Source organism: Methylobacter arcticus (genome assembly GCF_050917435.1).
Classification (GTDB): Bacteria; Pseudomonadota; Gammaproteobacteria; order Methylococcales; family Methylomonadaceae; genus Methylobacter_A; species Methylobacter_A titanis.
Map to the genome: position 1 here is coordinate 3,652,916 of NZ_CP159583.1, position 23,657 is coordinate 3,676,572.

Here is a 23,657-nt window from a genome sequence, read left to right on the forward strand (position 1 = left end):
GCTGGCTTAAGCCGTCAATGTGCCGATGGCGTTGAGCTCGGCGGTCAATTCTTCGGGCGGCATCGTTTCCAATGGCAGAGCCAGCATTGCGTTAATGCGTAGTTCCAATGTCCGGTAGGTCTGTTCAAATGCGGCAATTTTTTCTTCCTCGCTACCTTCCGCATGCCCAGGGTCCGATACGCCCCAATGCGCCCGAACCGCCTTGGTCAAATAAACCGGGCAGGTTTCACCGGCAGCGTTGTCGCAGACGGTAATGACAATATCCATCGGCTGGTGTTCAAATGCCTCCCAGAACTGGCTTTGATAACCTTCCGTCGGCAAACCATGATGCTTCAGGGTAGCCAAGGCGCCTTGGTTGATTCTGCCGAGCGGATGACTGCCGGCCGAAAAGGCTTGAATACGGCCTTGCCCCAGATGGTTGAATAAGGCTTCCCCTATCACACTGCGGCAGGAGTTGCCGGTACAAATCACAAATACAGTTAACATCGTGGATTCCTTATCATTGAAGGTTTTTTAGGATCGTCTTGATTTCCCCGGGCGACGAGGTTTTGCCGGAAAGCACCGCGGTATCGTTAATGGCCAGCGCGGGCGTCATCATCACGCCCATGTCGGTTATTCTGCCAATATCGGTAATTTTCTCGATCTCGTAGTCTATGCCCAGCTCTTTGGCAGCCGCTTCGGCATTTGCCGTTAACAACCTATACATTTTTTACACGTCGCCGCAGCACGATGAAGCTGTCTTCCCGGCTGTAGGACAGCAGGCCGTTGTTGTCTCCTCGGCAGGACGGCAGGCAAACGGATTTTCGCCGTCGGACAGGGCTTTTTTATCGTTAAAGGTGGGCACTTCGGTCAACGAATGAAACGACTCCCAGGCAATGCCTTGCGGATCGGTAATCCAGTATTTGTCGGAACGCATATAGCAGCAAGCCGCCTGTTCCTGAGTTTCGATAGGCTGTTGCGTGGCGTCCAGACGCTGTTTGATCGTCTGCAACTCCTGATCGTCCTCGGCCTGAATACCCAGGTGATCAAGGCCGAGTTTGGCGCTACGATTGGAAATCGCAAAATTCACTCGTGGATCGTCCAACATCCATTTTGCATAATCGTCATGCTGTACGGTAGGTTCGCAGCCGAACAGCGTACTGTAAAAATGAATGTTCTGTTCGAGGTTTTCTACCGCAAGGTGAATGTGAAGTCTTTTCATGTTAATACCTATAAAGTGATATGCGAATAAGTGAATATATTGGCGCTAAAAAATCAGCCACAAGCTGCCATTTCAGGCCGGTTTTCCATGTGATGCAAACGTTCCAAATCGTTTTGAAACTGGCCGGTTATTTCAATAGCCGTTAAGGCGTTTGCCAGTATCGGAAAAGCCCAGTCAGGCAGTTTCGGGTTGATTTGATAGAAAACCCATTGACCCTCACGACTGTCCAGCAATAAACCGCATTGACGCAGCAACGCTAAATGTCTGGAAATTTTAGGCTGAGACAAATCCAGCGCCGCCGTTAATTCGCAGACACAAAGCTTACCCTGCTTCTGCAGTAACGCAACGCAACGCAGGCGCGTTTCATCGGACAAGCATTTAAAAAATTGAGCCGGAGACATTATTTTTAACTCGGTTATAAATATATGCATAATCATATATAAGAATAGTTAACTATTCAACTTGTTTCAGTCTTCCTGATTTCGCTAATCGGATTGGTGCGCCTAAGTCGGCGCGGATTTTGGCTGGATGCTGATTCTTTTCCCGTGGCTATTCCTTGCCATCAGGTCATCGGAAATAACGGCGCTTTGTCTGGACAAAGACCGGTGAAGCTGGGATACCCTAAATTAACAGACAAGATCATTCGTCATAATCTTGAGTGCCTCGTGTTTTCTTAAATTGGCGAGATCGCGAGGCAAAAAAAAGCGCCCTAGTCGAGAAAATAGGACGCCAAAAGGACCAGCTCAGGAGAGCAACAATGTTTCAATCCACATTCGACCTCATCCGTCGAATGACGCCCGCCGACGGATAGAGGTCGGTGGATTGTTCCTCCCCGTGAACGAGGAGGTTACCAAAAAGGATAACGATGCCAGTGCATCGTTGTCAAACTCAAATAATCCCTCTGAAGGTCGAGGTTTCAGACCAGTGAAGAAATTTGATAAGATGATATGCCTATAAAATATAAAGCATTAACAGTGCCAACAATTAATGTTCTTATTTTTCAATGACTCAGTATTTTTTAGTTGCTTTTATCGTTCATACTTGCACCAAAGATATGCATTGATACGATTTGAATGTACTAACGCAGTGCATTTTCTATAGGTTTCGTCAGATTTATTCCTGAGCTTATTTAGCACAACTTATGGACCCGGCACGTTATTGTGGATACGGGCACAAGTGCCTGTTACTTGAGCTCGTTCAAGTATTTTTCGGCCACGTCTGCAGGCAGAGGAATATAACCGCCCTTGATCACGATTTCCTGACCTTCCTTGGATAACACCATTTTCAGGAATTCCCTTTCGGGCTGCGGCAACGCCTGATTAGGCTTCTTGTTTACATAGACGAACAAATAACGAGTCAACGGATAAGTGCCCTTCAGCGCATTTTCAGCCGTCGGTTCGACGTAATCGGTGCTGCCTTTTGGGGCTAATGGCAGTATTCTGACACCGGAAGTCGAATAACCGAGACCGGAATAACCGATGGCGGTTTGATAGGCGGAAAGACTCGAGTCAACCGTCAACTTGTCCGCTTGGCTGCCTAGAGGCGCCAACGACATTGCCCCTAGGGCCAAAACCAGCGATGTTTGTTTAAACGATAATTTCATATTAATTCTTAAATGGATTTATCAATCAATCCGAAAACGCCTGGTTGACCAATAAGCAGAAGGTTAAAATAGCGCTCAACCGCATTTTCACTATTTAAGACTTAACGTCTAACACATCGGACCGAATCATCGCATGAAAATAATTTCCTGGAATGTCAACGGCATTCGCTCGATACAAAGCAAAGGCTTTGCCGATACGCTCGCACGGCTTGATGCCGACTGCATTCTGCTGCAGGAAACCAAGGCGCAAGCCGACCAGATCGATAAGGCACTTGAAGGAATCCACGGCTATCACATTTATTCCAACTGCGCCGAACGTAAGGGCTATTCCGGCGTTACGATCCTATCGCGACAAGAGCCGCTGCAAATCATTAACGACATCGGCATTGCCGAGCACGACCTTGAAGGTCGCGTGATCGTCGCCGAATTCGAGCAGTTTTTTCTGCTCAACGTCTATGTGCCCAATTCGGGCGCAGAATTGGCCCGCCTGGATTATCGGCAAGGCTGGGATCTCGAATTTCTAGCCTATTGTCAGCAACTGCAAAGCAAAAAACCGCTGATCGTCTGCGGCGATTTCAATGTCGCGCATCGGGCAATCGATATCGCCCGTCCGAAACCGAATTACAATAAATCGGCCGGTTATACCCAGGTCGAAATTGATGGTTTCAGCGGTTTTCTCGACGCCGGACTGGTCGACACCTTCCGGCATTTCCATCCCGATACCGTCGCCTATAGCTGGTGGAGTTACCGCGCCGGGGCAAGGGCAAGAAACGTCGGTTGGCGGATCGATTATATGCTGACCAGCAAAGCGCTGGTCGATAAAGTCAAGCAGGCCTTTATTCTGCCGGGCATTACCGGATCCGATCATTGTCCGGTCGGCATCGACATCGATTTTTGAGGGTTCTTAAGCATGCCTACACGCGAACAAATTATGCGCGACCACCGCGCTGCATTGTCGAATTGCACTAAATGCCCCGCGATGATCGGCCCGGTTGTAAGCGGAAATCCGGTATTGTCGCCGATTTTATTGATCGGTCAAGCGCCTGGCGATAAGGAAGGGGGCTTTGGCAAACCCTTTGCCTGGACAGCCGGTAAAACCCTGTTCAAATGGTTTGAGCGCATTGGGCTTGATGAAGAGGCTTTTCGGCAGCGTGTTTACATGGCTGCGGTGTGTCGCTGTTTTCCGGGGAAAAAACCCAAGGGCGGCGATCGTGTGCCGAGTCCGGCCGAAATCGGTAATTGCGCGGGCTGGCTGCAAGCGGAAATCGATTTGCTTAAACCCGATCTGATTCTGCCGATCGGCAAACTGGCGATTGGCCAATTGATGCCGGTCAATAGACTCAACGATGTGATAGGTAAACTTCACCCTATTACTTTTCACGGCCACCACACAGAAGCGATACCGCTACCCCATCCGTCCGGCGCGTCGACCTGGCACCGGACCGAACAGGGTTACGCGCTGCTGGAATCGGCATTGACAACCCTGCAGCACCATCCGGCCTGGCAACAAATTTGCAAAGCACGTTAGCAATAGTGCAGTGGCGTTAAGATTAAGCGAATATTTTATTTAGTGTTACAAAGTTCAAGCTCATTCTTTTGATCAATCTATATAGCCCTAGCTATTTGCTGCTTTCTGACGATGGAAAAAATGCAGACAACGATAACAGCGCCAAAACTATCCGCCAGCCAATCATCAAAACCGGGTGAGCGCCCCGGTAGTACCATTTGGTGTAACTCATCTACCGCGCCCAACGCAACTGTCAACATAGCGGCATATTTGAGTGGCATAATATCACTCATTACTATAAGGAAAGTGAAGGTCGCAAAGTAGAAAAAATGTACCAGCTTATCAACAGGGGGCTCAAACAAACCGACGGCTTCCGGCTGTGAACCACCTATAAACAACGCCAGAACCAAACACAGAAAAAATATAATAAAGCCAAATCGATAAATATACGTTATTGTCATAGGATAGCAATTGCCTCTCGCATAAGGTTATGATTTAACAACGTTAAAAAGTTAACCCTAATTTTTAGGGATTTTATGTTGCAATGTATTTCCATAATGAGAACTGCTGATCAAATCCCTATTTAATGTTAAATAGGGGGTTGTTTCGGTGATTTGTCATTTATAGTTGCTGAAGAATCTCCAGCGCATTGCCGTCCGGGTCGCGACAAAATAATGCTTTTCGTCCTGATTTGCTCAAGGTGTAGGCGATACCGTTTTTGTCCAGCACCGCCTTAACCGGTGCCAATTCCTGCACACTTAAGGCGATATGCCGATCACGGCCGCCATGTTCGGGGCGACCGGTTGTCGGATCGAAATTTTTCAGTTCCAATAAATGTATCTGCTGAGCCCCTAACTGCAACCACGCGCCGGGAAAGCCCAGATCAGGCCTGTCGACCTGTTGCATGCCGAAAACATCGCAGTAAAATTTCAGCGATTCTGCCGTATCGGCAACAATAAGGCTGGCATGATGGATAGTGAAATTAAAGTTTGTCATTGCTTACAAGATTTTCACTTTTTCCAATATTTCTTGAGCATGACCTTCAGGCGTGACGCCATAGGCTGCTTCAACCAATACGCCTTGCTTGTCGATAATGAACGTGGAGCGAAGCATAGCCATGCTTTTTACGCCATTTTTTTCCCGCTCCTGCCATACGCCGTAGCTCTCGCAGAGTTCGCCATCGACATCCGCCAGTAAATCCAGTTTCAAATCGAATTTGTTAATAAAATCAGCATGGCTGGCGCAGGAGTCCTTGCTCACACCGATAACCACGGTATCCGCTTTGGCAAATTCTCCGGCTAGCTGGGTAAATTGGTTGGCTTCTATGGTGCAGCCCGGGGTGTCGTCTTTGGGATAGAAATACAAGACTACGTTGTTTTTCCCGAGGTAATCAGACAAATTAACCGATTCATTAAATTGATTTTTTGAGCTGAACTGGGGGGCTTGTTGGTGTTTTTCTAACATGGGAAGTTCCTCACGGACAGTTAAAATATGATCTTGCAGTGTAAGCGCATCAAAGCTTCACTGCAAGCTACCCTCTCGCACATCGCGCTGGTCTTTTTGAGCGGCGACGGTGGCGAGTTTGTCGGCAGAAGCTTACGCTTTATGCTCGCCGCCGAATAACTCCAGCAATCGCGGCAGGAAGTTTGCCAGTTCCAACGACATAATCGAAAAATCGACATCGAATTGCTCGGCTTCGGAGTCGGTATTCATATCGGATGCCTGATCCTGAATCAGATCAAGAAACTTCAGGCGCTTAACGGCCAGATTCTCATCGAGAATGAAAGAAAGACGGTCTGACCAATTCAGCGCCAACTTGATGACTTCTTTGCCGGTATCCAGATGGTTTTTAATTTCAGGCAGACTCAGGTCATGGCGTTTACAACGGATAATACCGCCTTCTTCTTCCGGTGAACGCAATTCACATTCGTCTTCAATAGTGATGTCGTCCGGCGCCTGATGGTTGATCAGCCACTCGGTCATAACTTTAACCGGTTTTTCGAGGGTATTGAGCGGAACAGCCGGCAGCGAGCCTAAGCATTTGCGCAAATTGCTCAGCAAATCTTCGGCTTTTTTGGCAGAAGCCGCATCGACTACCAGCCAGCCGCCTTTAGGGTCGATATAGGCGTAAGTCTTGTTCGAGAAGGTGAAGGCTCTGGGCAATAACTCAAAGATAAGTTCATCCTTGATCGCGTCGCGTTCTTTTTTGGCTAATTTACGCCCTTGTTGTTCTTCGGTTTCAACAATTTTTTCCTGCATCATTTCATTGACGACAGACGCAGGCAGGACTCTTTCTTCTTTTTTTCCGCACAGCATTAAAAAACCGTTCGCGCTATGCACCAGCTGATCGGACGACTTGCCCAACGGTGAAGCCCAACCGAAAGTAAATTCTTCATGACTGCCGCAAGGACGAAAAGCCATTTGTTCAAGTTTGAGTTCCAGGTCTTCTGGAGCCAAAGTGAATTCTTCAGTAAGACGGAAAATACTTAGATTTTTAAACCACATGTGCAACGGAACCCTTGTCAGTAAAATGATTGTGCATTATCGCAAATTTGGCGGGATAAAAATAAAGTAAATTTTATGGCAACCGGTGTTCAAAACCAGATCAACTTGGCCGCCATCACAAACAGCAGCAGCGAGAAATAGCGTTTTAATTTTTCCGCAGGCAGTTTGTGAGCCAGCTTTGCGCCTATCGGCGCGGTATACATGCTGGGCAGCACTATGCCCAAAAAGGAGGGCATATAGATATAACCCAAACTCCAGTCCGGCAGCTGCAACGCATCCTTGCCCAATATCGCATAGCCTATCGTTCCGACTACGGCTATCGGCAAACCGCAGGCGCTGGCCACGGCTACGGCATTGCGCATCGGCATTTGAAAATGGACTAAAAAAGGCACTGTAAGCGTGCCCCCGCCTATTCCCAGTAATGACGACACCAGCCCCATTATGCCGGATGCAGCTAAATCCAAGGTTTTGGAAGGTTGCTGCTGTCCGGGTTTGGGTTTTAGCTGTAAAGCCATTTGTATGCCCACGCCTAGCAGATAGATGATAAATATAACCCGCAATACGCCGCTGGACAGATGATCCGCGATGACGGCCCCGACAGCTGCACCGATCATGATCCCAGGCCCCAGGGCCAGTATTCTATTCCACAAGACGGCATTCAAGCGATGGTGTGCCAGCACCGAAGAGATAGAGGTAAAAATAATGGTCGCCAGTGAGGTTGCCACCGACATGATCATGATCAGTTCCGAGGGGAATCCTTGCGCCGCAAATAATAGGGCTAATACCGGCACAATAATCAGGCCGCCGCCTATTCCGAAAAGTCCGGCCATTAATCCTCCTGCCGCGCCCAATAAAATACTGGCTAAAAAAATGACGATCACTTGATTCTCCTGATAATGTGCTGATTGCCTGTGTCGGCATTATGCCTTTTTTTGCCTACGGCTGTGCTATTCTAGGCGCACTTTTAAACGACTGAGAGACTCTGTGGAAATATACCTTGTCGGCGGTGCGGTGCGCGATAAATTACTAGGGCTTCCGGTCAAGGAGCGGGACTGGGTGGTGCTGGGCGAAACCCCGGAATCCATGGTGAAGCATGGCTACAGGCCGGTGGGCAAAGATTTCCCGGTGTTTTTACACCCGAAAACGCATGAAGAATATGCACTGGCCAGAACCGAGCGAAAAACCGCACCCGGCTATAAAGGTTTCACCATACACGCAGCCCCCGATGTCAGTCTGGAACAGGATTTGATTCGCCGCGATCTGACCATCAATGCGATGGCAATGACGCCGGAAGGCCGGCTCATCGATCCTTACGGCGGTCAGATCGATCTTGAGAAACGCATTTTCCGGCATATTTCACCAGCCTTTGCCGAAGATCCGGTGCGGATTCTGCGTATCGCCCGCTTTGCCGCCCGCTACGGGCATTTGGGTTTTACGCTGGCCGAAGAAACCCGAAGTTTGATGCAGTCGATGGTGACCGCAGGGGAAGTGGATCACCTGGTTCCCGAGCGGGTCTGGGCAGAACTGTTTAAGGCACTGAATGAGAAATCGCCCAGCGCTTTTTTCTATACCTTAAAAGCTTGCGCGGCACTGGATAAAATCTTCCCGGAAATACAGTGCTTATTTGGTGTGCCGCAGCCGGAACACTATCATCCGGAAATCGATACCGGCATTCATGTGATGCTCTGTTTGGAGCAGGCGGCGCTGTTGTCATCTAGCCCCGAAGTCCGGTTTGCGGCGCTAGTCCACGATCTGGGCAAGGGCGTAACGCCCCGTACTAATTGGCCTCATCATTACGGGCATGAAACCCAGGGGCTGCGGATTCTGGAACAGCTATGCATGCGTTTGCGTGTGCCGAATTCGTTTAAAACCTTGGCTATGCAGGTGATGCAATACCATACGCATTGTCACCGGGCTTTTGAACTACGCGCCTCAACAATAACCGATATGCTGGCCGCTCTGGGAGCCTATAAGCCTAGGCATAAATTGTCTGAATTTTTGCAAGCTTGCGAGGCCGATGCCAAAGGCAGAACCGGATTTGAAAATACGCCCTACCCTCAGGCCGAACTGCTGAGCGGCGCAGCCAAGGCCGCGGCATCCGTTGACACCTCGTCTATCCTGAATGGCGAACTTAAAGGTTCGCATATCGGCGAGGCGATACGCCGCTTGCGCATTAAGGCCGTCGCCGAGTTTATTAAAGCCGAATCAGCGCCGGCTGAAAGTTGAATAATGCTTTAAATACCCTTATAGTAAAATTTCTTTGTAATTACCCAGTAGCTAAAAAAATGGAACGCAGATGACGCTGATCATTAAGATCGAATAAGATTTTTTTCGAGTTATCTGCGTTCTATTATTATATTGATGACTGAGTAGCTACCTTTCTTTTTACCTTATTTCTTAATGATAACCATGCCTACTTTCGACATAATTTCCGAATTCGACAAGCACGAGATTAAAAACGCCGTCGACCAAGCCAATAAAGAAGTGACCACGCGCTTTGATTTTAAAGGCACGGACTCCAGCTTTGAATTGACCGACGATAAACTGATTATGGCCTCCGAATCGACGTTTCAGTTACAGCAAATGTTCAGTGTGGTCTGCTCAAAACTCAGTCGACGCGGCGTCGATATTGCCTGCATGGAAGTTGGCGATCCCAAGCCCGGCGGTAAATCGGTACGCCAGGAAATCATCATGAAGCAGGGCCTGGATTCGGTGCTGGCCAAGAAAATCGTCAAATTGATTAAGGATAAAAAACTGAAAGTCCAGGCGGCTATTCAGGGCGATCAGGTCAGGGTGACCGGTAAAAATCGGGATGACTTGCAGGAAGTGATTAAGATGCTCAGAGAGGAAAAACTGGAAATGCCGTTGCAGTTTGATAATTTCAGAGACTAGGGTCAAGCCCGATAACCTTACCCCGAACCTTTTTATACACAAAATAGCCGACGATGGCGAGGCTGAGCCATCCTGTGACTAAAGGCCCGACAACATGATTATAACTGCTGACCAGATAAAGATATTCCGAGCTAAAATCGGTATTGAACAGGCTGCCGTTCATTTTTATTTGCCACACCCAACCGGCATGGCAGCCGATACATAAGCCCAGACTTTCCTTTACCTGCGTCCTCAGCACCGCAAGAAAAATACCGACCACCAACAAGGAAAGAAATGCCGATAGATTTTGCGGATTCAGCACATTGATAAATGCGTTACCCAATAAGATAAAGCCGCTGAATACAGTAAATTCCTGCGCGGGTATTTCGGTTTTGCTATCCAGAAAATGCAGCGCTGCAAAATAAGCTGAGCTGATTACAATGGCGGCAATCGTCGGCAGCTTGTTTTTTAAACCGGCCAACAGCATTCCTCTAAAAACGGATTCTTCGACCACTGCAATTAACAGCGCCAGCAACAATGAAAGCCCTGTTTTTTTAGCCAGGAAACCGATTGTCCATTGCTGCGGCTGATCAATAATATTGACTCCCAGAGCATACAGAATAATAAATACCGGCAGCAAGGTCAGCAATCCCAGCCCTAATCCTTGCGGTAACTGTTTTAAAAAAATCGAGCTTGCGGTATATCCTAAGTCCTCTTTTTTAAAGTTCAGATAAGCCATTGCCGGAAAAATGCTCAACAGCAGACATATTTGCGTCAAGCGAATAATCAGTTTTCGTAACATCGACTGATCATCCAGTCCCAGCGCGATCAAATAGCCTAGCAGACAGGCGATTGACGTCACTGTCAGCAATACCAGCATGGGCACTATTGAATAAATAAGGTATTTTTTCATCATTAACTTCCCATTTCCGGATTAGGCACCCGGCCAAAATCGCCCCATAACAGCTGTACGGCGGCTAAGGCGGCAATCGATGCGGTTTCGGTTCTTAATATGCGAGCGCCTAAACGGACCGGGATAAAGCCGGAAACTTTCGCCAGCTCCCGTTCCTGATCGGAAAAACCGCCTTCGGGGCCGGTAAGCAAGGTCACCCTTCGACTGCGCTCAGGACAGGCTTTCATCGTTTCGGGTTTTAACTCGGTTAATGTGGTTTCTGCATAAGGGTCGAGAAACACCTTTAGCCCCTGTTGCTTGCCTACCCAGTTTTGTAGCAGCTCAACTTCCGGCAAGGCAGGCAAGCTGGTTCTGCCGCTTTGTTCGGCCGCATGTTGAACGATTTTTTGCCAATGCAACAAACGCTGCGGCTTTTTTTCGCCTTTAAATTGCACCAGGCAACGCTCGGTTAATAACGGCGTGATCTGATTGACGCCTAATTCCACGGCTTTTTGTACGGTCAAATCCATTCGGTCGCCTCGTGAGATACCCAGCCCCAGGATGACCTGCAACGGCGATTCCACGCTACGGTCAATCCATTGTTCAACGGCAACCAGCACGGCTTTCCGGCTGACCTCGCTAACCGTACACAAATATTCGCCGCCCTGACCGTTAAATAAAATGACTTCGGCGTCTTTTTTCAGTCGCAACACGGTTCTGACATAATGGCCGTTGTCATCATCCAGTTCGATCAGTTTGCCTGTAACCAGGGGCGCGGGTGTATATAATCGGGAAACTCGCATAATCAGTCCTTAACCGCCTGTTGTATGCCTTGCCAAGCGACCTCGGCGATTAACAAAAGCTCATCCTCGGTCGCAATGTAGGGCGGCATGAAGTAAATGACGTTGCCCAAGGGCCGCAATAAGACACCTTTGGACAGTGCGTATTGATAGACTCTAAGCCCGCGCCGTTCCTGCCAGGGATAAGGTTCGCGGGTGTGTTTGTTTTTGACCATTTCAATCGCCAGGATCATGCCGGTTTGCCGGACTTCGGCGACATTGGGATGGTCATGAAAACGTGCCGCCACTTTCGCCATGCTATCAGCCAAGAATTTGTTTTTTTCAATGATGTTATGGCGCTGAAAAATCTCTATCGTCGCTAACCCTGCCCGGCAAGCCAGCGCGTTTCCGGTATAACTATGGGAGTGCAAAAAAGCACTCATGTTCTGATAATCCGCATAAAAAGCCTGATACACCTGATCGGTGGTCAATACCGCCGACAACGGTAAATAGCCGCCGGTCAAGCCTTTGGACAAACAGATAAAATCGGGGCTGATTGCCGCCTGTTCACAGGCAAATAAAGTTCCGGTGCGTCCGAAACCAACCGCAATTTCATCGGCGATTAAGTGTACATGGTATTTATCGCAGGCTGCTCGGAGCAAGGTTAAATAGACCGGATCATACATGCGCATATTACCGGCGCATTGCACCAATGGCTCGATGATGACCGCGCAAACCGTATCGCTGTGTTGTTGCAGTGTCTGCTCCATCAAGGCAAAACGGCGGGTGGAATAATCCGCCCAGGATTCGCCGGGTTCACACTGATAACAGTCCGGACCGGGCACGGTGATCACGTCCATTAATAACGGCGCGTAGGTTTCTTTATACAGCGGCACATTGCCGACGGCCAGCGCACCCAAGGTTTCGCCGTGATAACTGTTTTCCAGCGTGATGAATCTGGTTTTTTGAATTTGTCCAAGGTTGCGCCAATAATGAAAACTCATCTTCAGCGAGACTTCTACCGCAGAAGAGCCATTATCGGCATAAAAACAACGGTTCAGCCCTTCCGGCGTTATTTCGACCAGTTTTTCTGCCAGCTTGACGGCCGACTCATGGGTGAATCCGGCAAAAATCACATGCTCCAGGGTATCGAGCTGGTCTTTTAATGCCGCATTGATGATGGGATTAGCGTGTCCGAATAGATTCACCCACCACGAACTAATCGCATCAAGATAGCGATTGCCGTCAAAGTCTTCCAGCCAAATACCCTGGCCTTTTTTGATCGGAATAATCGGGAAAGTTTCATGATCTTTCATTTGTGTGCACGGATGCCACAAAACGGAAAGATCTCGATTGGAAAGGGATTGATTAGACACAGGCGACATGGTGAAAGGTTAAATGAAAGCTGAGCCCTTAGGCGATATCCGGTAAAGAATGTACCCTGCATATCCGGTTCTGTTATTCACCACGAAGACACGAGGGACGCGAAGTTTATATTTTTCCTTCGTGTCTTAGTGGTGAATATAATACTTTTAATCGCCTGTTTATCGGTATTTCGCACTTAAGCAGTTGGGTTCTGATGCCACCTGTGGGGTATCAGAAGTTATTTCAGGTTCTCCAAAATCGCCAAGGTAGGCGCGGCCTGATTCATCGTATAAAAATGCAAGCCCGGCGCGCCGCCATCCAGCAAACGCCGACAAAGTTCGCTGACCACCTCCAGGCCGAATGCTTGTACAGATTCCCTATCATCGCCAAAGCTTTCCAGGCGTTTGCGCAGCCAGCGAGGAATGTCCGCGCCGCACATTTCTGAAAAGCGGAACAATTGCGTATATTGGGTAATCGGCATAATGCCGGGCACGATAGGAATCGTTATGCCGCTTTTCTCACAGGCATCGACAAAATAAAAATACGCTTCGGCATTGTAAAAATATTGAGTGATGACCGCATCGGCACCCGCAGCGACTTTACGCTTGAAGTTTTTAAAATCTTCCGCGCCGCTGGCGGCTTGCGGATGTATTTCTGGATAGGCGGCAACATGAATCTGGAAATGATCGCCGGTTTCCTGGCGAATAAACTCGACCAGTTCATTGGCATAGCGAAATTCTCCGGCTGACATCATGCCGGAAGGCAAATCGCCTCTTAACGCGACAATTTTACTAATACCATGATCCTGATAGTCTTTCAGTATCGCGCGAATATTGGCTTTGGTTGAGGCAACACAGGATAAATGCGGGGCGGCGGCGATACCTTTGGCTTGAATATCGATGACCGTAGTGAAAGTTTTATCGCGGGTCGAGCCCCCTGCGCCGAAGGTAACGGAAAAAAAATCGGGATTGAGTTTGGCCAGTTTGCTATGGACAAGCTGCAAGTTTGCCGCGCCTTCTTCGGTTTTTGGCGGGTAAAATTCAAAACTGAATAATTGGGGATGTGTTTTTTGTGATTGCATTTTTTGGGTCTCACTGACGGGAATCTATACTGTATCGTTCCCACGGTTTTTGTCGATACCGCTGTGGGCGCGAATTTATTCGCGCAGTGAGTTAAAAAGCGCGAATAAATTCGCGCCCACACTATAAAATCAGTGACAGTGACTATAGGGAACGATGATTAATCAATAACGATAATGATCGGCTTTAAACGGGCCTTCAACCGGAACATTGATGTACTTGGCTTGCGCATCGGTTAAGACCGTCAAATTCACGCCCAATTGTTTCAGATGCGATCTTGCGACCTTTTCATCGAGTTTCTTAGGCAGGATATAAACTTTGTTTTCATACTGCGCCGCATTTGCCCAAAGCTCCATTTGCGCCAGAACCTGGTTGCAAAATGAATTAGACATCACAAAACTTGGATGCCCGGTACCGCAGCCCAAATTAACCAGACGGCCTTCCGCCAAAATGATCAGGCGTTTGCCGTCAGGGAAAATCACATGATCCACTTGGGGCTTGATATTTTCCCAGGTATATTGACGCAATGAGGAAATTTCAATTTCCGCATCGAAATGGCCGATGTTGCAAACAATCGCCTGATCTCTCATCGCAACCATGTGTTGATGAGTAATAATATTAAAGTTGCCGGTCGCGGTCACAAAAATATTAGCCAGAGGTGCCGCATCTTCCATGGTGACTACGCGGTAACCTTCCATCGCCGCTTGCAGTGCGCAAATCGGGTCGATTTCGGTAATCAATACCGTTGCCCCCAAGCCGCGTAAAGACTGTGCGCAGCCTTTGCCGACATCGCCGTAACCGCAAACGACGGCGATTTTACCGGCAATCATCACGTCGGTGGCGCGCTTAATGCCGTCAACCAGGGATTCGCGGCAACCGTACAGGTTATCGAATTTTGATTTTGTGACCGAATCGTTCACATTAAATGCAGGAACTTTTAACGTACCTTTGGCGACCATTTCATACAGACGCAATACGCCGGTAGTGGTTTCTTCGGACAAGCCTTTAATATCGGCCATTAAATCAGGATATTTGTCATGCATCATAACGGTCAAGTCGCCGCCATCATCCAGGATCATGTTCGGACGCCAGCCATCAACGCCGTCAATGGTTTGGGCGATACACCATTCGGCTTCTACTTCGGTTTCGCCTTTCCAGGCAAAAACAGGAATTCCAGCCGCCGCCATTGCCGCCGCGGCATGGTCTTGGGTAGAAAAAATGTTGCAGGAAGACCAACGCACAGTTGCGCCCAATGCAGTCAGGGTTTCAATTAATACCGCTGTCTGAATAGTCATGTGCAAACAACCGGCAATACGCGCGCCTTTTAAGGGCTGTGCTGCGCCGAATTCTTCACGCAATGCCATCAATCCCGGCATTTCAGTTTCGGCGATATTAATTTCTTTACGGCCCCATGAGGCTAAAGTAATATCGGCAATTTTATAATCTGCTTGGCTCATTATATTTCCTGTATTTAGTTAAAGGCCGACTGCATCTTTTAATGCGTCAACTTTGTCGGTTTTTTCCCAACTAAAGGAGTCTTCGGTGCGACCAAAATGGCCATACGCAGCCGTTGTTTGGTAGATAGGCTTCAACAAGCCCAACATGGAAATCAGGCCTTTGGGTCTTAGATCAAAAATATCTCTGACAATTTCCACCAGTCTGTCTTCACTGACCTTACCGGTACCAAAAGTTTCAATACTGATCGACGTAGGTTCTGCAACACCAATGGCATATGAAACCTGGATCTCGCAGCGCTCAGCTAATTCGGCTGCAACAATGTTTTTTGCTACATAGCGTGCCATGTACGCTGCAGAACGATCAACTTTTGATGGATCTTTGCCGGAAAATGCACCGCCACCGTGTCGTGCCATGCCGCCGTAAGTATCAACGATAATTTTACGCCCGGTTAAGCCGCAGTCGCCGACGGGACCGCCGATAATGAATTGACCGGTTGGATTAATGAAATATTTGGTCTCTTTATGCAGCCATTCTTTGGGCAGAACCGGCAAAATAATTTCGTCCATCACCGCTTCATGCAAGGCTTTTGCACCAATGTCAGGCGAATGCTGAGTCGACAAAACAATCGCATCAATAGCGACGGGCTTGTTGTTTTCGTAGCGAAAGGTAACCTGACTTTTGGCATCAGGACGCAGCCAAGGCAGGGTTTTATTTTTACGTACTTCGGCCTGACGCTTGACCAACAGATGAGCGTAGGTAATCGGAGCCGGCATCAGCACATCGGTTTCATTGCTGGCATAACCGAACATTAAGCCCTGATCGCCTGCACCCTGCTCATGATTAGCGGCCTCGTCAACACCCATCGCAATATCCGCCGATTGCTTGCCGATAGCATTTAAAACCGCGCAACTTTGGCCGTCAAAACCGATGTCGCCGTGATCATAACCGATGTCGCAAACAACTTTGCGTACCAGGGCTTCAAGGTCAACCCAGGCATCGGTAGTGACTTCTCCGGCCAAAATGACCATGCCGGTTTTTACCATGGTTTCGCAAGCGACACGTGAATGTGGATCTTGAGCCAATAAAGCGTCAAGTACCGCATCTGAAATTTGATCGGCAACTTTATCAGGATGCCCTTCTGACACTGACTCTGATGTGAAAGTATAATTATTGCTCACGATACCACCTTTAAAATGTAAAACCCTGATGTACAAAAGGCTGCCGAGGCAGCCTTTCTTATGTATGGTGGGCCCTGTAGGACTTGAACCTACGACCTGCCGATTATGAGTCGGACGCTCTAACCAACTGAGCTAAGGGCCCTTATGTTTATTTATTCACCATCAAGGAAGCATCTTAATTGCTCCGATCTTGATGGATGCCTGAGTTTTCTCAATGCTTTGGCTTCAATTTGACGGATTCTTTCACGCGTCACATCGAATTGTTTGCCTACTTCTTCCAGCGTATGATCGGTATTCATATTGATACCGAACCGCATGCGCAGAACTTTAGCTTCTCGTGCCGTTAATCCCGCCAACACGTTTTGTGTCGATTCGCGTAAGCCGGCAATCGTTGCTGCTTCCACTGGGGACAATACTTTAGCATCTTCTATGAAATCTCCCAAATGAGAATCTTCATCATCACCAATGGGGGTTTCCATAGAAATAGGCTCTTTGGCAATTTTCAATACCTTACGAACCTTATCTTCAGGCATTTCCATGCGCTCAGCCAATTCTTCCGGCGTTGCCTCCCGTCCTAATTCTTGAAGTATCTGCCGAGAAATTCGATTCAACTTATTGATCGTTTCGATCATATGCACCGGAATACGAATAGTTCTGGCCTGATCCGCTATGGATCGGGTGATCGCCTGTCTGATCCACCAGGTTGCATAGGTAGAAAATTTGTAGCCGCGACGATATTCAAACTTATCGACCGCCTTCATTAAACCGATATTGCCTTCCTGAATCAAATCCAGGAATTGTAATCCGCGATTAGTGTATTTTTTAGCAATGGAAATGACTAGCCTTAAATTAGCCTCAATCATTTCTTTTTTCGCGCGTCTCGCTTTAGCTTCACCGATAGACATGCGCCGATTAATATCCTTTAATCCGCTAATGTTCAGGCTATATTCCGCCTCTATATCGCTTAATATTCTTTGCGCTTTTCTGACTTCTTTTTCGCGCTCTTTCAATGCAGCCGAGTACTTGCTTCCGGCATTCAAATACTGATCGAACCATTCTAAACTGGTTTCCTGTCCAGGAAAAGAGGCAATAAACTCCTTACGAGGCATCTTTGCATGATTGATGCAAACATCCATAATGAGCCTCTCCTGCTCACGCACAGCAGTAACGCCATTAGGAATAATAGCTGTCAATTTCTTTAAATACGCGGGAATCCATTTAAACTCCATAAACAGATCAGCTAACGCATCAAGCTCATGCCCTGCTTTGTCACTCGAATAGCCATGCTTTTTGATCGTAGCAGCAGCCGATTTCAACTGTTTTCGGAGCACTTCTACTTTTTCTTTAACTTCCTCGTAATTAAGCCCCTTCGGCTCTTCTTCAGCATCAGTCTCTTCGGCATCGTCGGTCACAGGCAGTGCGGCGACAAAATCTTCGGGCTCAGATAAATCGACAAAACCGGAAATTAAATCCGTCAGGCGAATACTGCCTTCTTCACCGGTAATACTATCAAATGATTGTAAAAAATTTTCAACTACTATGCAGGAACGAGCAATGGCTTTAACCAGTTGCTGCTGACCTTCTTCAATACGTTTAGCAATTTTTAATTCGTCTGCGCGAGTCAGTAATTCCACTGAGCCCATTTCCCGCATGTACATGCGCACTGGATCCGTGGTTCTGCCGAACTCACTATCAACAGAGGCTAAAGCGGCCACTTCTTCAGCATCTTCATCGTCCGCAGATGCGGCCGCTGAATCAGTAATAAGGGAGTCTTCATCTGGAGCAACTTCGTAAACCTGAATCCCCATATCATTGATCATGCCAATAATATCTTCAATTTGCTCAGGATCAACAATATCACTAGGCAAGTGATCATTAACCTCGGCATAAGTCAGGTAACCCTGCATTTTGCCTTTGGCTATCAATTGTTTAAGTTGGGACTGCTGTTGTTCTTGATTCATATTTACTCACGTAAGACTCTGCTCGACCTAACTTCGCCGAACCGAAAATTATACTACAAATTCCTGTTATTTTGCACCACAAATCTGTCTGAAACAGATTTGCATTTACCCGAAGGGTGTCGGGCATGAAACTATTTACCTGTAAGCATTTTACGCAACAGCTCTTTTTCCTGTGCATCCAATCCCTTGGTCTTGTCTTTATCCAGCAATCTAGCTAATCCAGCCTCCCTGGCTTGAATTAGCAACCTGTTTACTGCGTCACAAAATACGACATCTACCTTGTCATCGGAAATCTGCAGATCCAAAAAAGCCAATGCTTTTATGGATTTTTCTTCAGCAGCATCTCGATAACACTCCATCAAAACAGCTGCATTTGCCGGATGTTTACCCGCAATCATGTTTAAAATATTTTTAAACAGAGGCGCCCCTGAAAATTCAAGCCCACTCCAGTCTATTTCTCGTTGATCAAGCAACTCAGCTAGCCTGGGATTCTGAACCAGCAAGGCGACTGCAACGCGCGCCGACGACAATCTGCCATTATCCTGAGGCCGCTTTCCACCTATTTTTGACGGAGACTTAAGAGCAAGTGTAGCTGCATTCTCCAAAATATCCAGGCGATCCCACCCAGACAGTTCTTTTAGTCGTGCAAACATCATCTCTTTAAAAACACTCTCCGGCAGCTTCTCCAGATAAGGCTTAGCCTTACTGACTAATTGCGCTCGACCTTCCATTTCGGACAGATTTAACTCATTCGAAAAATGCCCGAAAAAATATTCCGACAAGGTTTCGGCTCCCTGTACGCGACCAACAAACCCATCAACCCCTTGCTCTCGTATTAGCAAATCAGGATCATAATTTTGCGGTAACAGCATAATACGAATCTGTCGCCCATCTTTTAAGCTGGAAAAAGCGGCATCCATCGCTCTCCATGCCGCTTCCCTGCCTGCCTTGTCACCATCGAAACAAAATACCAGTTCCGAGGAAAACCGGAACAATAAATCCAGATGCGCCTGCGAAGCCGCCGTTCCTAGGACTGCAACCGCGTAACGAATGTCAAATTGAGCTAGGGCGATAACATCCATATAGCCTTCAACAATCAAAATCCTCTGGGGCTTGGCATTTTTTTCCAGAAGCTCATACAAGCCATAAACTTCTTTGCCTTTGTGAAATAGGGATGTTTCTGGAGAATTCAAGTATTTGGGCAAAGAATCGTCAAGTACCCGTCCGCCAAAGCCAATAATTCGGGCACGCTTATCCCTGATAGGGAACATGATTCGACCGCGAAAACGGTCGTAGGTGTGCCCGTCTTCTTTACTGACTAGCAATCCAGCATCGAGTAATAATTTTGGGTCAAATCGAGACGCCAAGGCGTTCCATTCGTCTGGCGCATAGCCCAGCATAAAATCACCGGCACAATCGCCGCTGACGCCTCTATTTTTTAAATACTCAACGGCTTTTTTTCCTTCATCGCTGATCCGCAGCTGCTCTGCATAAAAATTAGCTACCTGCTCCATTAGCAAATACAAACTATTTAAGTCTTCTTTCTTCTGCCCTGGTTGATATTCGATTGATTCCCTGGGCACTTCGACCCCGGCAAATCCGGCCAAGTCTTCAACCGCCTCAACAAAATCAAGATGGCTAAAATCCATCAGAAAGCTAATCGCGTTACCGCTAGCGCCGCAGCCAAAACAATAAAAGAATTGTTTCTTTTGGTTTACAGAAAAACTGGGCGTTTTTTCAGCGTGAAAAGGGCAGCGAGCGACAAAATTGTTACCCGTTTTTTTTAGAGGGACGTGCGAATCGATTAAGTCGACAATATCAACTCGCACCAAAAGCTCATCAATAAACTCGCGAGGGATTCTACCGGACACACAATGCTCCCACTGCCGATCTAATGGAGAAGATTGGCAAAAGCAGGCGCTTTACGACTGCATGGATGCAGGAGGTAGAGCAACGCAGGGAGCAGTTGCCGAGACGGCACAAGAGTCGTTGCCGCACAAAGTCAATAAAAAAACTATCCAGCTAGTGCAGCCTTAATTTTGACACTCACAGCCGACATATCCGCGCGCCCTTGCATTTTTGCTTTAAGCAAAGCCATGACCTTGCCCATATCCTTAACCGATTCTGCACCGGACTCTGCAACCGCGTCTTTAACCATTAAGTCAACTTCGGCTTCAGTCAGAGCTTGCGGCAAAAAATCCTGAATGACTGGAATTTCAGCCTCTTCAATAGAGACCAAATCTTGTCGACCCGCATCAGCAAATTGACGAATGGATTCGCGACGCTGCTTGAGCATCTTATCAAGAACCAGGATAACCCGTTCATTATCCAAAACAATGCGCTCGTCGACCTCAACCTGCTTAATGGCAGCCAAAATCAAACGAATCACCCCTAGTCTTGCCTTATGTCCACCTTTCATGGAGGCCTTCATATCTTCCTTGATACGATCTGTTAACAAATCCATCGTATTAACCTTAATATTTACAGTGCAGGACGTCCGCGACGTAAGTTTTTCAACGCATAACGTTCACGCGCTAATTTTTTCAAGTGACGTTTAACGGCAGCAGCGCCTTTACGTTTGCGTTCTGCAGTGGGTTTTTCATAAAACTCACGACGACGCACTTCTGCCAATACACCGGCTTTTTCACAAGCGCGTTTAAAGCGACGAATTGCAATATCAAAAGGTTCGTTTTCTTTGATTTTTACTGAAGGCATTATAATGACCTGAATATGTTAATATTTAAAAAGTTAGGATTTTTCAATCCACTGAACAAACAGAACCCTTAATTATACCTTTACTTTTATAAAATTCAAAAACTCAATGTACGTTTTAGGCATAGAAACCTCTTGCGACGAAACCGGCGTCGCTATTTATCACTCCGAACACGGCCTGTGCAGTCACCTTTTATACAGCCAAGTCGAAATGCACAGCGAATATGGCGGCGTTGTTCCTGAGCTGGCATCACGCGACCACATCCGTAAATTAGTGCCGCTGATCAAGCAATGCTTGCAGGAAAGCCAGCTTGCCAGCAGTGCGATTAACGGCATTGCTTACACCGCAGGACCCGGCCTGATGGGAGCGTTATTGGTTGGTGCGGCCACAGCCAGAAGCCTGGCTTGGGCATGGCAAGTTCCCGCAATTGCCGTTCATCATATGGAAGGGCATCTGCTGGCACCGATGCTGGAAGAAAATCCGCCGGAATTTCCTTTTGTTGCGCTGCTGATTTCAGGCGGACATACCCTGCTGGTACAGGTTGAGGGTATTGGCCGCTATCAACTATTAGGCGAATCCTTAGATGATGCCGCCGGCGAAGCTTTTGATAAAACCGCGAAAATGCTGGGCTTGGGCTATCCAGGCGGACCAAGACTGTCCGCACTCGCCGAACAAGGCACAGCGCAGATTAAATTTCCTCGTCCGATGACCGATCGCCCCGGATTGGACTTTAGTTTTAGCGGCTTAAAAACATTCACCATGAATACCTTTAACGCTTCCGGCAAAACCGAGCAGGACAAAGCCGATATTGCCGCCGCATTTCAACAGGCAGTTGCGGAGACGCTGAGCATTAAATGCAAGCGGGCTTTACAGCAAACCGGCCTAAAAAGACTGGTTATTGCCGGCGGCGTCAGCGCCAATCAGCAAATTCGCGCCAGTTTGGCCCAAATGGTTGCCAAGGAGAATGCCCAGCTCTATTTTCCGAGACTCGAATTTTGTACCGATAACGGCGCGATGATTGCCTATGCAGGCTGTCAGCGTTTAATGGCAGGCCAGCAGCAAGGACTGGAAATTTATGCGCGTCCTCGCTGGCCGATTAGTGAATTAAATTAAATCAGGCGAAAGTCAAAATGTCGGGCAACGAAAAGATGTTGCCTGACCTATTCAATTATAGCGGCTTGTTTTCAGGAATTCCATTTCGTGCTATCCATGTTAGATATTCTACGCCTTTGTTTGTAATATGAATTTGGTTGCTTTGAATGGTGATAAGTGAATGTCCAAACATAAAATTGAGATATTGATTAACTGACCAATCATCAAACGTATCTGGATATTGCAATTTAATGCGATCAAAATGGTCATCAACAAAAGATGAAGCTCTGCCTTGCCCAGCAACTTCATTAAGCTTTTTAAGTAGAAAAATTTGGCTGCCAAAAATTAGATTGTGAATTTGTTCAAAAGATAAAAGTAGTTGGGTGCCTGCTAAATGTCTAATGAGAACTTCTATGCTGTCTCCATCCGTACTTAATCCTTTTGTTTTTAATTCATCCTTAATACAATCTTCAATCGCTGTGATTACTATTGAACTACCTATAGCATCAAGAAGTTGCTGTACCGCCTCAGGTTTTTGTTTTTCACGCTGAGCTTCAGGAGCTGAAATAGCAGTTACTCCGTCTTTATCGATTTTTATGGTTCGGTTAATAAAGCCTGAAATTGGTTTATGGAATAATAGAGCTACACCCCCACCAAATATTGGCCACGTTAGTGTTTTTGTTATGTCTGCAAAAAAAGTTAACCAATCCATTCTAGTAAGCCCTATATTTTTTATGATTTTGACAACGATTGCGGTATTTACGAGGTGGAATATTGACTAAATCATTTTCCAAAAGGGATTAGGTTATCGATATGATTTTTAGCCTTTAGCCTTGCTCGACTCTTCCCCAGCCAGCAGCCGCTGAATATTGCCCTTATGCCGCCACAACAAGAAAACCGTCATAATCAATGAAGCGGCAACGATAGCCTCGTTCCCCGCTATAAGCCAGGCAAAAACCGGCGACAGGATCGAGGCGATTAAGGCAGACAAGGATGAAATCTTGCCCAGCTTGTAAATCAGAAACCAGGTTGCCATGAAGGCAAAGCCGAGCATCCAGGAAAATCCGAGCAACACGCCGACCGAGGTCGCAACACCCTTGCCGCCTTTAAAGCCGAAAAACACCGGATAAAGGTGACCTATAAACGCCGCCAAGCCGGTCGCCGCAACTAATTCGAAAGGCAGTCCCAATGCATTCGCGGCATAGACCGGAATTAAGCCTTTCAGCGAATCGCCCAGCAGGGTAATCGCTGCCGCTTTTTTCCCGCCTATGCGCATTACATTGGTCGCGCCGGGGTTTCCCGAGCCTTGCTTTCTAGGATCGGGCAAACCCATCAGGCGACAAATTATAATTGCACTGGAAATTGAGCCTATCAAATAGGCAGCCGGAACAAACAACCATTCAATCATTAGGTAACCTTTTCATCATTTTGAACTTGTCAGCAGGGGGCGTTT

The 23,657-nt window shown here is 47.4% G+C and carries 27 protein-coding genes and 1 tRNA gene; 5 read left to right on the forward strand and 23 right to left on the reverse strand.

Features of this window, described 5'->3' with window-relative positions:
* Positions 1–6: 6 nt before the first annotated feature.
* The 5 genes from ABXJ76_RS17445 to ABXJ76_RS17465 form a co-directional block, all read right to left on the reverse strand.
* Positions 7–486: an arsenate reductase ArsC gene (locus ABXJ76_RS17445; protein ID WP_432742388.1), complete on the reverse strand. Its 480-nt coding sequence runs from the start codon at positions 484–486 to the stop codon at positions 7–9.
* Positions 487–499: 13 nt separating this feature from the next.
* A complete protein-coding gene (locus tag ABXJ76_RS17450) occupies positions 500–706 on the reverse strand; it encodes a thioredoxin family protein (protein WP_432742390.1) in 207 nt (68 codons plus the stop codon).
* A gap of 3 nt (positions 707–709) precedes the next feature.
* Positions 710–1,201 (reverse strand): ArsI/CadI family heavy metal resistance metalloenzyme, encoded by a 492-nt coding sequence (locus ABXJ76_RS17455; protein WP_432742391.1) that lies wholly within the window; start codon positions 1,199–1,201, stop codon positions 710–712.
* Between the two features lie 53 nt (positions 1,202–1,254).
* Positions 1,255–1,602: a metalloregulator ArsR/SmtB family transcription factor gene (locus tag ABXJ76_RS17460; RefSeq protein WP_432742393.1), complete on the reverse strand. Its 348-nt coding sequence runs from the start codon at positions 1,600–1,602 to the stop codon at positions 1,255–1,257.
* A gap of 782 nt (positions 1,603–2,384) precedes the next feature.
* Positions 2,385–2,804, reverse strand: coding sequence for a PstS family phosphate ABC transporter substrate-binding protein (locus ABXJ76_RS17465; protein ID WP_432742395.1), 420 nt, complete (start codon positions 2,802–2,804; stop codon positions 2,385–2,387).
* Between the two features lie 133 nt (positions 2,805–2,937).
* On the opposite strand from ABXJ76_RS17465, the gene ABXJ76_RS17470 reads away from it, so the two are divergent.
* Entirely contained in the window at positions 2,938–3,702 is a 765-nt protein-coding gene (locus ABXJ76_RS17470) for an exodeoxyribonuclease III (RefSeq protein WP_432742397.1), read from the forward strand.
* Between the two features lie 12 nt (positions 3,703–3,714).
* Complete coding sequence (locus ABXJ76_RS17475) at positions 3,715–4,332, forward strand: uracil-DNA glycosylase family protein (protein ID WP_432742399.1); 618 nt, start codon at positions 3,715–3,717, stop codon at positions 4,330–4,332.
* 77 nt (positions 4,333–4,409) lie between these two features.
* On the opposite strand, the gene ABXJ76_RS17480 is transcribed toward ABXJ76_RS17475, so the two are convergent.
* The 5 genes from ABXJ76_RS17480 to ABXJ76_RS17500 form a co-directional block, all read right to left on the reverse strand.
* On the reverse strand, positions 4,410–4,772 hold the full coding sequence (locus tag ABXJ76_RS17480; RefSeq protein ID WP_432742401.1) for a VanZ family protein: 363 nt from the start codon (positions 4,770–4,772) through the stop codon (positions 4,410–4,412).
* A gap of 160 nt (positions 4,773–4,932) precedes the next feature.
* Entirely contained in the window at positions 4,933–5,307 is a 375-nt protein-coding gene (locus ABXJ76_RS17485) for a VOC family protein (protein WP_432742403.1), read from the reverse strand.
* A gap of 3 nt (positions 5,308–5,310) precedes the next feature.
* The gene (locus ABXJ76_RS17490; protein WP_432742405.1) at positions 5,311–5,775 is read right to left on the reverse strand and encodes a peroxiredoxin; all 465 of its coding nucleotides are present in this window, start codon (positions 5,773–5,775) and stop codon (positions 5,311–5,313) included.
* A 132-nt stretch (positions 5,776–5,907) separates the two neighbouring features.
* On the reverse strand, positions 5,908–6,816 hold the full coding sequence (gene rdgC / locus ABXJ76_RS17495) for a recombination-associated protein RdgC (RefSeq protein ID WP_432742407.1): 909 nt from the start codon (positions 6,814–6,816) through the stop codon (positions 5,908–5,910).
* Between the two features lie 89 nt (positions 6,817–6,905).
* On the reverse strand, positions 6,906–7,697 hold the full coding sequence (locus tag ABXJ76_RS17500; protein ID WP_432742409.1) for a sulfite exporter TauE/SafE family protein: 792 nt from the start codon (positions 7,695–7,697) through the stop codon (positions 6,906–6,908).
* Between the two features lie 103 nt (positions 7,698–7,800).
* Between ABXJ76_RS17500 and ABXJ76_RS17505 the strand changes: the two genes are divergently transcribed.
* Entirely contained in the window at positions 7,801–9,042 is a 1,242-nt protein-coding gene (locus ABXJ76_RS17505) for a multifunctional CCA addition/repair protein (RefSeq protein ID WP_432742411.1), read from the forward strand.
* A gap of 183 nt (positions 9,043–9,225) precedes the next feature.
* On the forward strand, positions 9,226–9,708 hold the full coding sequence (locus ABXJ76_RS17510) for a YajQ family cyclic di-GMP-binding protein (RefSeq protein WP_432746565.1): 483 nt from the start codon (positions 9,226–9,228) through the stop codon (positions 9,706–9,708).
* On the opposite strand, the gene ABXJ76_RS17515 is transcribed toward ABXJ76_RS17510, so the two are convergent.
* The 11 genes from ABXJ76_RS17515 to rpsU all read right to left on the reverse strand — a co-directional run bounded on the left by ABXJ76_RS17515 (position 9,698) and on the right by rpsU (position 21,114).
* Positions 9,698–10,600 (reverse strand): CPBP family intramembrane glutamic endopeptidase, encoded by a 903-nt coding sequence (locus ABXJ76_RS17515; protein WP_432742413.1) that lies wholly within the window; start codon positions 10,598–10,600, stop codon positions 9,698–9,700. The genes ABXJ76_RS17510 and ABXJ76_RS17515 overlap by 11 nt on opposite strands.
* A 2-nt stretch (positions 10,601–10,602) precedes the next feature.
* The gene (locus ABXJ76_RS17520) at positions 10,603–11,382 is read right to left on the reverse strand and encodes a 16S rRNA (uracil(1498)-N(3))-methyltransferase (RefSeq protein WP_432742415.1); all 780 of its coding nucleotides are present in this window, start codon (positions 11,380–11,382) and stop codon (positions 10,603–10,605) included.
* A gap of 2 nt (positions 11,383–11,384) precedes the next feature.
* Positions 11,385–12,743, reverse strand: a complete 1,359-nt coding sequence (locus ABXJ76_RS17525) for an adenosylmethionine--8-amino-7-oxononanoate transaminase (RefSeq protein ID WP_432742417.1) — start codon at positions 12,741–12,743, stop codon at positions 11,385–11,387.
* A 218-nt stretch (positions 12,744–12,961) separates the two neighbouring features.
* The gene (metF, locus tag ABXJ76_RS17530) at positions 12,962–13,804 is read right to left on the reverse strand and encodes a methylenetetrahydrofolate reductase [NAD(P)H] (protein ID WP_432742419.1); all 843 of its coding nucleotides are present in this window, start codon (positions 13,802–13,804) and stop codon (positions 12,962–12,964) included.
* Between the two features lie 162 nt (positions 13,805–13,966).
* Positions 13,967–15,259, reverse strand: coding sequence for an adenosylhomocysteinase (gene ahcY / locus ABXJ76_RS17535; RefSeq protein ID WP_432742421.1), 1,293 nt, complete (start codon positions 15,257–15,259; stop codon positions 13,967–13,969).
* A gap of 18 nt (positions 15,260–15,277) precedes the next feature.
* The gene (gene metK / locus ABXJ76_RS17540; protein ID WP_432742423.1) at positions 15,278–16,438 is read right to left on the reverse strand and encodes a methionine adenosyltransferase; all 1,161 of its coding nucleotides are present in this window, start codon (positions 16,436–16,438) and stop codon (positions 15,278–15,280) included.
* Between the two features lie 65 nt (positions 16,439–16,503).
* A tRNA-Ile gene (locus ABXJ76_RS17545) sits at positions 16,504–16,580 on the reverse strand.
* A 10-nt stretch (positions 16,581–16,590) separates the two neighbouring features.
* On the reverse strand, positions 16,591–18,399 hold the full coding sequence (gene rpoD / locus ABXJ76_RS17550) for an RNA polymerase sigma factor RpoD (RefSeq protein ID WP_432742425.1): 1,809 nt from the start codon (positions 18,397–18,399) through the stop codon (positions 16,591–16,593).
* Between the two features lie 131 nt (positions 18,400–18,530).
* A complete protein-coding gene (dnaG, locus tag ABXJ76_RS17555; protein WP_432742427.1) occupies positions 18,531–20,270 on the reverse strand; it encodes a DNA primase in 1,740 nt (579 codons plus the stop codon).
* Positions 20,271–20,413: 143 nt separating this feature from the next.
* The gene (locus ABXJ76_RS17560) at positions 20,414–20,863 is read right to left on the reverse strand and encodes a GatB/YqeY domain-containing protein (protein WP_432742429.1); all 450 of its coding nucleotides are present in this window, start codon (positions 20,861–20,863) and stop codon (positions 20,414–20,416) included.
* Positions 20,864–20,880: 17 nt separating this feature from the next.
* Positions 20,881–21,114 carry a 30S ribosomal protein S21 gene (gene rpsU, locus ABXJ76_RS17565; RefSeq protein ID WP_006890759.1) on the reverse strand — a complete coding sequence of 78 codons (234 nt, stop codon included), beginning with the start codon at positions 21,112–21,114 and terminating at the stop codon, positions 20,881–20,883.
* A 106-nt stretch (positions 21,115–21,220) separates the two neighbouring features.
* Between rpsU and tsaD the strand changes: the two genes are divergently transcribed.
* A complete protein-coding gene (tsaD, locus tag ABXJ76_RS17570; protein WP_432742432.1) occupies positions 21,221–22,225 on the forward strand; it encodes a tRNA (adenosine(37)-N6)-threonylcarbamoyltransferase complex transferase subunit TsaD in 1,005 nt (334 codons plus the stop codon).
* Between the two features lie 55 nt (positions 22,226–22,280).
* Here tsaD and ABXJ76_RS17575 read toward each other — a convergent pair whose 3' ends face one another.
* Both ABXJ76_RS17575 and plsY read right to left on the reverse strand, forming a co-directional pair.
* The gene (locus tag ABXJ76_RS17575; RefSeq protein WP_340120838.1) at positions 22,281–22,916 is read right to left on the reverse strand and encodes a hypothetical protein; all 636 of its coding nucleotides are present in this window, start codon (positions 22,914–22,916) and stop codon (positions 22,281–22,283) included.
* A gap of 108 nt (positions 22,917–23,024) precedes the next feature.
* Positions 23,025–23,612, reverse strand: coding sequence for a glycerol-3-phosphate 1-O-acyltransferase PlsY (gene plsY / locus ABXJ76_RS17580; RefSeq protein WP_432742434.1), 588 nt, complete (start codon positions 23,610–23,612; stop codon positions 23,025–23,027).
* Positions 23,613–23,657: the final 45 nt, after the last annotated feature.

Bases quoted from the DNA above. Each gene is read 5' to 3' on its own strand.
- ABXJ76_RS17485 (WP_432742403.1), bottom strand. From the start codon at position 5,307: ATGACAAACTTTAATTTCACTATCCATCATGCCAGCCTTATTGTTGCC.
- rpsU (WP_006890759.1), bottom strand. From the start codon at position 21,114: ATGCCTTCAGTAAAAATCAAAGAAAACGAACCTTTTGATATTGCAATT.
- ABXJ76_RS17560 (WP_432742429.1), bottom strand. From the start codon at position 20,863: ATGGATTTGTTAACAGATCGTATCAAGGAAGATATGAAGGCCTCCATG.
- ABXJ76_RS17490 (WP_432742405.1), bottom strand. From the start codon at position 5,775: ATGTTAGAAAAACACCAACAAGCCCCCCAGTTCAGCTCAAAAAATCAA.
- rdgC (WP_432742407.1), bottom strand. From the start codon at position 6,816: ATGTGGTTTAAAAATCTAAGTATTTTCCGTCTTACTGAAGAATTCACT.
- ABXJ76_RS17515 (WP_432742413.1), bottom strand. From the start codon at position 10,600: ATGAAAAAATACCTTATTTATTCAATAGTGCCCATGCTGGTATTGCTG.
- ABXJ76_RS17480 (WP_432742401.1), bottom strand. From the start codon at position 4,772: ATGACAATAACGTATATTTATCGATTTGGCTTTATTATATTTTTTCTG.
- plsY (WP_432742434.1), bottom strand. From the start codon at position 23,612: ATGATTGAATGGTTGTTTGTTCCGGCTGCCTATTTGATAGGCTCAATT.
- ABXJ76_RS17575 (WP_340120838.1), bottom strand. From the start codon at position 22,916: ATGGATTGGTTAACTTTTTTTGCAGACATAACAAAAACACTAACGTGG.
- ABXJ76_RS17525 (WP_432742417.1), bottom strand. From the start codon at position 12,743: ATGTCGCCTGTGTCTAATCAATCCCTTTCCAATCGAGATCTTTCCGTT.
- ABXJ76_RS17465 (WP_432742395.1), bottom strand. From the start codon at position 2,804: ATGAAATTATCGTTTAAACAAACATCGCTGGTTTTGGCCCTAGGGGCA.
- ABXJ76_RS17445 (WP_432742388.1), bottom strand. From the start codon at position 486: ATGTTAACTGTATTTGTGATTTGTACCGGCAACTCCTGCCGCAGTGTG.
- tsaD (WP_432742432.1), top strand. From the start codon at position 21,221: ATGTACGTTTTAGGCATAGAAACCTCTTGCGACGAAACCGGCGTCGCT.
- ABXJ76_RS17450 (WP_432742390.1), bottom strand. From the start codon at position 706: ATGTATAGGTTGTTAACGGCAAATGCCGAAGCGGCTGCCAAAGAGCTG.
- ABXJ76_RS17520 (WP_432742415.1), bottom strand. From the start codon at position 11,382: ATGCGAGTTTCCCGATTATATACACCCGCGCCCCTGGTTACAGGCAAA.
- rpoD (WP_432742425.1), bottom strand. From the start codon at position 18,399: ATGAATCAAGAACAACAGCAGTCCCAACTTAAACAATTGATAGCCAAA.
- ABXJ76_RS17460 (WP_432742393.1), bottom strand. From the start codon at position 1,602: ATGTCTCCGGCTCAATTTTTTAAATGCTTGTCCGATGAAACGCGCCTG.
- ABXJ76_RS17510 (WP_432746565.1), top strand. From the start codon at position 9,226: ATGCCTACTTTCGACATAATTTCCGAATTCGACAAGCACGAGATTAAA.
- ABXJ76_RS17470 (WP_432742397.1), top strand. From the start codon at position 2,938: ATGAAAATAATTTCCTGGAATGTCAACGGCATTCGCTCGATACAAAGC.
- ABXJ76_RS17455 (WP_432742391.1), bottom strand. From the start codon at position 1,201: ATGAAAAGACTTCACATTCACCTTGCGGTAGAAAACCTCGAACAGAAC.
- metF (WP_432742419.1), bottom strand. From the start codon at position 13,804: ATGCAATCACAAAAAACACATCCCCAATTATTCAGTTTTGAATTTTAC.
- ABXJ76_RS17475 (WP_432742399.1), top strand. From the start codon at position 3,715: ATGCCTACACGCGAACAAATTATGCGCGACCACCGCGCTGCATTGTCG.
- ahcY (WP_432742421.1), bottom strand. From the start codon at position 15,259: ATGAGCCAAGCAGATTATAAAATTGCCGATATTACTTTAGCCTCATGG.